This is a genomic window from Methanoculleus sp. SDB (assembly GCA_001412355.1).
Taxonomy (GTDB): domain Archaea; phylum Halobacteriota; class Methanomicrobia; order Methanomicrobiales; family Methanomicrobiaceae; genus LKUD01.
The window spans coordinates 24,691-33,554 of sequence record LKUD01000090.1 but is presented as its reverse complement, the minus strand read 5'-3'; the positions used below and the strand labels follow the sequence as shown (position 1 = coordinate 33,554).

The window sequence follows — 8,864 nt, the reverse complement described above, 5'->3', positions numbered from 1 at the left end:
TTCCCCATAAAAAAGAGGTTTATGCACACGGGCTTGAGATGATGCCGGTAACACTCACAAACGCAACCGGCGGTTACGGAGGAGCGCACTGCATGACATGCGTGCTCCGTCGGGGCTAATCACCGGTGGTTCTCGCGGTATTCCCGTTCGAACTTCATAAAGATCAGATCGATCTCCGCAAGGGCATCCCATGCATCGTCGGCGTACTTACCGATCTTTTCAATCGCCACACGATGAACAATCGTGTCCTCGTCCATTCCCGCAAGAGACCGGATCTCGGTAAGCGGGTGCTTCATTCTCCCCGTTAAAGAGGCGATATCAACGAGATTGTCCCGAAGGAGTCGCACATCGCGGGCCAGGCGCTGTTTCTGGAGCGTAATCTCGGTTTCACGTGTCAAATCGTGCAGTATTGTAAGCACATGCGTGACCGTCCCGTTCGTAATTCTCGGTATCCGCTCAATCCGCATTGCATAGGATCGTCCCCCCGACTTCAGGGGCTTTTCCTCTTTCTTCGGGGATCCTGATTCAAAGACGGCGGCAAACGCCTCGGGCGGCCCGATGAGGGAAGCCGGAAGGGCGTGGAACACCGGCATACCGGTCAGGGGCGGCGAGTCGCCCACCGTAGCGGCAAGGCGGTTGAAGGCAGCATTCGCCCTGACAAGGCGCATCTCCCGGTCGACGAGGAATATCGGCTCCTCGACCGCATCAAGTGCCGCTTCGCAGGCAGGATCCGAAACCTCGCGCGGCTCCGGATCGGGAAGCCGGGCCGACCTTGACCCCTCACTCCTGAAGCGCCGGATCACCTGGTGCTTATGGACCGCCATCTCGATGTTGCTGTAGAGCGCCCGGTCGTTGAAGGGCTTAATGAGGTACCCGTAGGGCTGGGTTTCAAGCGCCCGCCCCATCGTATCAAAATCCGAATGTGCGGTGAGGTAGATTACCGGAATATCGTATTGCGAGGAGATCTCCCCCGCCGCTTCGATGCCGTCCATCTCGCCTTTCAGGTGGATATCCATCAGAACAAGATCGGGATGGAGGATTCCCGCCCGCTCTATCGCGGCCTCTCCGGTGTTCGCGGTGCCGACCACGGTGTACCCGAGCTTCTTTAAGGTCACCGTCATTTCCATCGCGACAATCTGCTCGTCTTCAACAATCAGGATACGTCTGTCCGGCATGTCTTCGTCACCGATAATAGTTATTCTTCCTGCCCGGGGCGGGGAACCGGATGACAAACTCGGTGCCGTGCCCCCTGACAATCTCAATCGTGCCCGACAACTGCTCGACGAGATTCGTCACCAGCTGCATCCCGAGCGTTTCCGTTGCCCTGAAATCGAGATCTGCGGGAAAACCCACCCCGTTGTCGCTGACATGCAGTTCGTACCCCCCGTCATAGCGGACGAATACGATCCTGATACTCCCGTGATCTCCCGGCCTGAAGGCATATTTCAGGGCATTCGTCAGGAGTTCATCGATAATCAGCCCGCAGGGAATCCCCGTATCGATATCGAGACTAATACTCTCATCACAGTCAACCGTCAGGGTAACAGGGGGTGATACCGCAAGAAACTCGTAGATCAGGTGCTCGCCCAGGTGCCTGATGTACCCGGCGACATGGATGCTTGCGAGGTGTTCCGAGCGGTAGAGCTCCTCATGAATCATAGCGATGGAAAAGACACGGTTCCTGCAGTCGCGGAGCACGTTTGCCGCCTCGGGGTCCTCCGTTCTGAGCGCCTGGAGCTTGAGGATGCTCGCAATCACCTGCAGGTTGTTCTTCACGCGGTGGTGAATCTCCTTGATCAGCGTTTCCTTGACCTTCAGGGAAGAAAGGATCTCTTTCTGCCGTTCAATGCGTTCCGTGATGTCGTTGTAAATGGCGATCATCTCACCGGTCGGGAGAGAGTAAAAGTAGTATTCCCGCCACCGGGGCTCCTTCCCGTGCGTAAAGGCGAGCCGATCCACGGAGCGCGGTTTTCCGGTCTGCCAGACCTGACGCATCGCATCGGAAAGAATCAGGTACTCCTCGCCCCGGTAGAGTTCTGATATGCCCTTCCCCGCAAGCGAATGCTTCTTCTCCCCTTCAATCACCTCTCCGGCGTAATTGATATCCATGACCACGAAATCGCGCCCTCCGTCCACGGCACGGAAGATTGCACCGCCACAGTTCATATTATAAAAGAGCGTCCTGAACTGCGCCTCCCGCTCCCGGATCAGGCGTTCACGGTTCGCCTCTTCCGTGACATCCTGATAAATTCCCGTCATTTTCCGGGGGAGACCGCGATGGTCGCGGGCGATCACGCGCCCCCGCATCTGGATCCACCGCCAATCGCCATCATCGCCCCGCACACGGAAACGGGTCTCAAAGGAGGGAGTTTTTTCCACAAAATGGCGCTGGACCCGCTTCATCAGGCCGGGAAGATCCTCCGGATTGATGAGAGACTCGATGGTATTCACGTGCCCCTGCAGCTGTTCGAAGGGAGCGGATGCAGCCTCTCCCGAATGTCCCGTACTCTTCATGATTCCCGTTTCAAGATTCCAGTCCCATATGGAGAGGCTTGCGCTTTCGATAGCCAGATTCAGGCGTTCCTCGTTTTCGCAGTACTTCCGCTCCATCTCTTTTCTCCGGGAAATATCCGTCACCAGCAGCCTGAGTCCGGGGAGACCTCCGGATTCCACGGGAAAGAGCGAAAAGAGCCCCCAGAAGGTGCTCCCATCGTGCCGGACGGCCTGATACTCCTCATCAACCGGGAGAGAGCCGCGGAGCGTCCACCAGACATGCTCGGCAACCCTGCCTTTCTCGTCCCGGGATAGCAGCCTCCACACCGGCATGCCCCTGTACTCCGGCTGACCATACCCGAACACCTCAACCGCCCGGTTATTGACGAACCTGATGATCCCCTCCTCGTCGAGCTCCAGAACAGGCACCGGAAACCCGTTCATCAGATCACGGGACAATAATTCTTCCTGCGATGTCCGGAGCGTCTCCTCGTCCTGCCGCCCGCTGACGAGACCGGTGATCATCCGGAGGAGAACGGGAAACTGGACAACCGGATCCCGGCTCTTGGAAAGGAACCGGTCGATGCCGGCATTGAGGGCACGGATTATCTCATCGGGAGTGGAGTGCTGGGTATAGAGAACCACGGGAACAGAATATCCACGGCTCCGGATCGCTTCCTTAAGTGCGATACCGTCATCATCCGGAAGGCGGAGTTCTGTAATTACGACATCCGGAGAGGCGCCTGTAAACAGGGCGAGAGCCCCTTCTGCCGTGGCGGCGGTCTCGACGGAGACTCCCTCCACCTGGGAAAAAAAACGGGCGGCCAGGCGAACGAGAGGTTCATCGGGATCCACCATCAGGATGTGCATCGTTCAGCTCATAAAAAAATATGGAGGTAATTGGTAATTATACCAGCGATAGGGCGCGGGAGACACTACGACGGCACCACCCGGGTGCCGGCCGTGCCGGCGAGCGCATCACGGACCCGGTCAAGCGAGGTGATCACGGCAGCCTCACCGCCCTCGCGTACGAACCGGATACAGGCACGCACCTTGGGGCCCATGCTTCCTTCCGGGAAGTGCCCGGCGTGGAGCAGCGTTTCGAGTTCGTCCGCCCCCACCCGGCCGAGAGGTTCCTGGTCCGGTGTGCCGTACCGGAGGAACGCCGATGGGACGTCGGTAAGAACCAGCAGCATTTCCGCACCGATCCCGGTGGCAAGGCGTTCGGCCGCCAGATCCTTGTCCACCACCGCCTCCACGCCGCGAAGCGCCCCTTCTCTCTCACGCCGGACGGGAATCCCCCCTCCGCCTCCTGCGACGACAACGAATCCCTCGTTCACCAGCGTGCGGATGGAGGGGTGCTCGACGATATCCAGCGGTTCGGGAGAGGGAACAACCCGCCGGAACGCCGTTTTAGCAGCATCCGCCGGCGCCATCATCCAGCCGCGATCACGGGAAAACAGTGCCGCCTCACCTTCCGTATAAAACGGACCGATGGGCTTTTTCGGATCCGCAAACGCAGGATCGGCGGGATCGACTACCGTCTGCGTCACAACGGAGATCACCGGGCGGCGGATGCCGGCCTCTGCGAGGGCGTTTTCCAGACTCTGCTGAATCATGTACCCGATCATCCCCTGGCTCTCCGCCCCGCAGATATCGAGAGGCATGATCGGAAGGGTATCGCGGGCGCACTCATTCTTCAGCAGGATGTCCCCGACCTGCGGGCCGTTGCCGTGGGTGATGAGCACCGAATCGCCCCGGGCAATCAGCCATACGATCTCACGGACGGCAGTTCTGACGTGCGCAAACTGCTCCTCCGCCGTCCCGCGTTCTCCCCGGAGGAGAATCGCGTTCCCACCGAGCGCAATGACCGCTTTCATGAACAAAACGTCGCTCCCCGACGGGAAAAAGGCTTTCCGGACATAATTATTATGCTATGACATAGCATACCATAGAACAGGATGTTCTGGAATAAAGCAATGGAGACCATCTCCGGGCGGGATCTTCGTCAACTGCAGCTCAAACGGCTCACATGGACGATCCGGCAGGCAGAGAAGGTGCCATTTTATCAATCGCTGCTTCGAGAAGCAGGCGTTCGTGCGGATGCGATCCGATCGCTCGACGACCTCGTGAAACTGCCATTTACCGGTAAGAAAGACCTCCGTGAAGGCTACCCGTTCGGCTCTCTCGCAGTGCCGCTCAGGGAGGTCGTGCGGATTCACACCACCTCGGGAACAACGGGCAAGCCAACGGTGGTCGGATATACGAGGGCGGATCTTGAAAACTGGGCCGAACTCATGGCCCGCGACCTGACCATGGTCGGACTCGGCCCGGGCGACGTCTTCCAGAACGCCCTCGGGTACGGCCTGTTTACCGGAGGGCTCGGATTCCACGCCGGCGCGGAGAAGATCGGGATGACCGTGATCCCGAGCGCAACCGGCAACACGCGGCGACAGATCGAGATGATCGAGGACTTCGGCGTTACTGCGGTCAACGCCACCCCGAGTTACGGCATGCGGCTTGCCGAGGTTGCGGAAGAGATGGGGGCGGGGCTCGAAACGCTCAGGGTGGGCACGTTCGGTGCCGAACCGTGGTCGGAGAATATGCGGCGGGAACTCGAGGAGCGGCTCGGCATCACCGCATATGATTCCTACGGGATGAGCGGGATGTACGGCCCCGGCGCCGCCTTCGAGTGCGAGGAGAAAAAGGGCCTGCACTTCTGGCACGACTCCTTCCTCATCGAGATCATCAATCCGGAAACCGGCGAACAACTCGGGCCGGGCGAGCGGGGCGAACTCGTCGTGACTCCGCTCGTCAAGGAGGCGATGCCGCTTATCAGGTACCGCACCGGTGATATTACGATGATCCTCGACGACGAGTGCCCGTGCGGCCGGGGACCGAAGATTGCACGGATCATGGGGCGGAGCGACGATATGCTGGTTATTCGCGGGATTAACGTGTTCCCATCGCAGATCGAACACATCCTGCTGTCGCTCCCCGAAGTGGGGGAACAATTTATGGTATATATCGACAGGATCAACCATCTGGATGAAATGACAATCGAAGTGGAAGTCAACCGTGATTATTTCAGCGGAGAGCTCGGCGACCTCGCCCATGTGCAGAAACGGGTGGCGGGGGTGCTGCGTGACACCCTGAACCTCAGGACACATGTCACCCTCGTAGAACCGGGCAGCCTGCCGCGATTCGAAGGAAAGGCGAAAAGGGTCATCGACCGCAGGGGGGATATCTGGTGATTGCATGGGAGCCGCGGATCGAGATGATGCCGGAAGAGGAACTGAAAAACCTCCAGTTCAAGCTTTTAAAGACCCTCGTATACCGCCTCTACAGCTTTTCGAACTTTTACCGGAGCCGTATGGACGAACACGGCGTGCACCCCGACGACATCCAGACACTCGAAGACGCGAAAAAACTGCCGTTCATGGTCAAGAGCGATCTGCGGGATAACTATCCCGACAAGCTCTTCACGGTCTCCCGGGACGAGCTTGTCCGGTACCATGTTTCATCGGGGACAACCGGCAAGCCGACGGTGGTCGGGTACACCCAGAAGGACGTCGACATCTGGACGACATCGCTTGCCCGGGCGCTGACCGCATGCGGAATCGGCCGCGGCGACGTCGTGCAGGTTTCCTACGGGTACGGCCTCTTCACGGGGGGCCTGGGCCTTCATTACGGTGCCGAGAGGATCGGGGCGACGGTCGTGCCCACATCGGTGGGCAACACCGAGAGGCAGCTTGAGCTGATGCAGGATCTCCACGTCACCGCGATTGCGTGCACTCCGTCATACCTCATCCATATCGGTGAGGTCGCCGAAAGAATGGGCATCTCGATTAAAGACGACACCATTCTGAGAGCTGCGATCCTCGGTGCGGAGCCGTGGTCCGAACAGATGCGCATCAGGATAGAGGAGCAGATGGGCATCAGGGCCTACAACATCTACGGTACGAGCGAACTTTCCGGCCCGATGTTCACCGAATGCGAGGAGCAGAACGGCATTCACATCTGGAGCGACCTTGCACTCGTCGAGATCGTTGACCCGGACACGGGCGAACCGCTCCCGCCGGGAACACGGGGTGAGATGGTGGTTACCATCCTCCAGAAGGAGGCGCTCCCGATCATCCGGTACCGGACCGGGGACATCACGTCGCTGATCCCCGGGGCCTGCCCCTGCGGACGGACACACCCGCGGATCGAACGGCTCTCGGGCCGTGTGGACGATATGCTGATTATCCGCGGCATCAACGTCTTCCCCTCGCAGGTGGAGCATGCACTGCTCGGCATCGCCGAACTTTCGGGGCATTTCCAGATCATCGTGGACCGGAAGGAGGCGCTCGACGTGATGCTTGTCCAGGTGGAGCTGAGACCCGAGGCATTCTCCGATAAGATCACCGACCTCATGGCGGTCCGGCAGAAAGTTGCGCACACGCTCAAAAACGCACTCAACGTGGGTGTCGGGGTGGAACTCGCCGAACCCGGCTCTCTGCCGCGGTTTGAGGGAAAAGCAAAAAGGGTCGTGGACAAGAGGGTGATGTAGATGGACACGGAACATTTCACCATCAAACAGATCTCCGTCTTCTCGGAGAACCGGCCCGGGCGGCTTGCGGCCATTGCCCGGGCACTGCAGGAAGAGAAGATCAACATTTTCGCATTCTCCATCGCCGAGGCAAAGGGCTTCGGTGTCGTCAGGGCACTTGTGGACAAACCCGAGGTGGCGTACAAAAAACTAACCGAACTCGGGTTCATGGTCTCGTTTACGGATGTCATCGCGGTAAAAATGCGTGATGAACCCGGCGGACTCTTTGAGATTGCCAGGATTCTCGGCGAGGCGGAGGTCAATATAGAATACGCCTATGCCTACAGCGGGAAGGAAGCGGCAGTGCTGATTCTCCGGGTCGACCATGTGGACGATGCGATCAGGAGAGTCCGCGAGGCGGGCGGCGAACTCCTGGAATCGTCGCTCTTTACCTGAAAAAAACGCATGAGGGGACCGCGGTGGCGGGAACCCCTCACTTCTTTTCCCATTTCAGGAGTTCCATCACCGACGAGAGTGTCGAGCCACGGCGAATCTCCTCGCGAATCCGGTCTTCCGCCTTCTGGACTTCCACGGCCCGCCGGGCCACCTCGTAGGCCCGTTCCCGGGGGATGACGACCACGCCGTTTTCGTCACCGACAATCCAGTCGCCGGGCTTCACCTCCTGTCCGCAGCAGGTAATCTCGCAGTTGATCTCACCGAGCCCTTTCGGCTCACCCGCGTTGGGCACCGTCGCCGTAGCAAAGACCGGAAACCCGAGGCGCCTGATGTCGTCCACGTCCCGTACCGCACCGTCGATGACAACGCCCGCGATTCCCCGGTTCATGCAGCTGAGGGTGGCAAGCTCTCCCCAGGGAGCGATGTGCGTCGCCGCATCATTATTGACGACAATCACATCACCGTCGCCCGCACGGTCGATCGCCTCCACCGGTTTTGCCCAGTCGCCGGCAAACGTCTGCACGGTGACCGCACGGCCCGCCATGTGCACATCCCCGCAGATCGAGATGATACCGCGCATCGCCCCCTTGCGGTGCATCGCATCCGATACGCGCGGCGTCGCAATGCCGGTGAGCAGGCGGCGTATCGCTTCCTCCACCGTCTCCGCGGTTCGTGAAACAAGGGCGGGATTGTCGATCGCTTCGCGGACAGCACGAGCCGATGCGGTCACATCCCCTGACTTCGTGATGGTGCTCCCGACAATCACTACCGATGCGCCGTGCCGCACCGCCTGCGCCGCCGTATCGGCATCAAGCCCTCCGGCTACCGCGACAGGGACGGATATGCGCCCTGCAATGCGGGCAATGAGATCGATGGAACTCTTTCCGATCATCTGCTGGTCGATACCCACGTGTGCGTTGATGATATCCACACCCATCTCTTCGAGTTGCTGCGAACGGGTGACGGGATCCGCCACGTTAATGAGATCTGCCATGATACGCACGCCGTAGTGGCGGGCCGCCCTGACCGCCTCATGAATGACGGCGTCATCGGACTCGGCAAGGACACAGACAATGCTCGCTCCGGCTTTTGCCGCCATCTCCACTTCAAGGGCACCGGTGTCCGCCACCTTCATGTCGGCAATGATCTCGTGCCCCGGAAACGCCGCCCGCAGTGCACGCACCGCGTCCATTCCGGCACTCTTGATGGGCGGTGTCCCCGCCTCAATCCACACGGCGCCCCCCAGAACCGCTTCGTATGCAATCTGCAGTGCCCGGGGAAGCTCGAGCAGATCAAGGGCCACCTGGAGATAAGGTCCCGTCATATGTCGACGGTGTTTGCGGCGACGCACGAAAAACGTTACCAAATATGCCGGAAAAAAAGG

General features: G+C 59.6%; 6 protein-coding genes and 1 pseudogene. 3 read left to right on the top strand and 4 right to left on the bottom strand.

All coding sequences use genetic code 11. The features are described 5' to 3' along the window. Nucleotides 1-767: 767 nt before the first annotated feature. From APR53_01275 to APR53_01265, 3 genes and pseudogenes are all read right to left on the bottom strand, one after another. A pseudogene (locus tag APR53_01275) lies at nt 768-1,175 on the bottom strand. 7 nt (nt 1,176-1,182) lie between these two features. Further along, complete coding sequence (locus APR53_01270) at nt 1,183-3,363, bottom strand: hypothetical protein (GenBank protein KQC03358.1); 2,181 nt, start codon at nt 3,361-3,363, stop codon at nt 1,183-1,185. Between the two features lie 65 nt (nt 3,364-3,428). Next, entirely contained in the window at nt 3,429-4,373 is a 945-nt protein-coding gene (locus APR53_01265; GenBank protein ID KQC03357.1) for a carbamate kinase, read from the bottom strand. Nucleotides 4,374-4,454: 81 nt separating this feature from the next. Between APR53_01265 and APR53_01260 the strand changes: the two genes are divergently transcribed. Genes APR53_01260 through APR53_01250 form a run of 3 tightly spaced genes read left to right on the top strand, consistent with a single transcriptional unit; the run spans nt 4,455 to nt 7,480 of the window. Further along, on the top strand, nt 4,455-5,747 hold the full coding sequence (locus APR53_01260) for a phenylacetate--CoA ligase (protein ID KQC03356.1): 1,293 nt from the start codon (nt 4,455-4,457) through the stop codon (nt 5,745-5,747). Nucleotides 5,748-5,770: 23 nt separating this feature from the next. After that, complete coding sequence (locus APR53_01255; protein KQC03359.1) at nt 5,771-7,045, top strand: phenylacetate--CoA ligase; 1,275 nt, start codon at nt 5,771-5,773, stop codon at nt 7,043-7,045. Then, the gene (locus APR53_01250; GenBank protein KQC03355.1) at nt 7,046-7,480 is read left to right on the top strand and encodes an acetolactate synthase; all 435 of its coding nucleotides are present in this window, start codon (nt 7,046-7,048) and stop codon (nt 7,478-7,480) included. It abuts the gene before it with no gap. A 37-nt stretch (nt 7,481-7,517) separates the two neighbouring features. Here APR53_01250 and APR53_01245 read toward each other — a convergent pair whose 3' ends face one another. After that, nucleotides 7,518-8,804 carry a bifunctional hexulose-6-phosphate synthase/ribonuclease regulator gene (locus APR53_01245; GenBank protein ID KQC03354.1) on the bottom strand — a complete coding sequence of 429 codons (1,287 nt, stop codon included), beginning with the start codon at nt 8,802-8,804 and terminating at the stop codon, nt 7,518-7,520. Between the last annotated feature and the right edge of the window lie 60 nt (nt 8,805-8,864).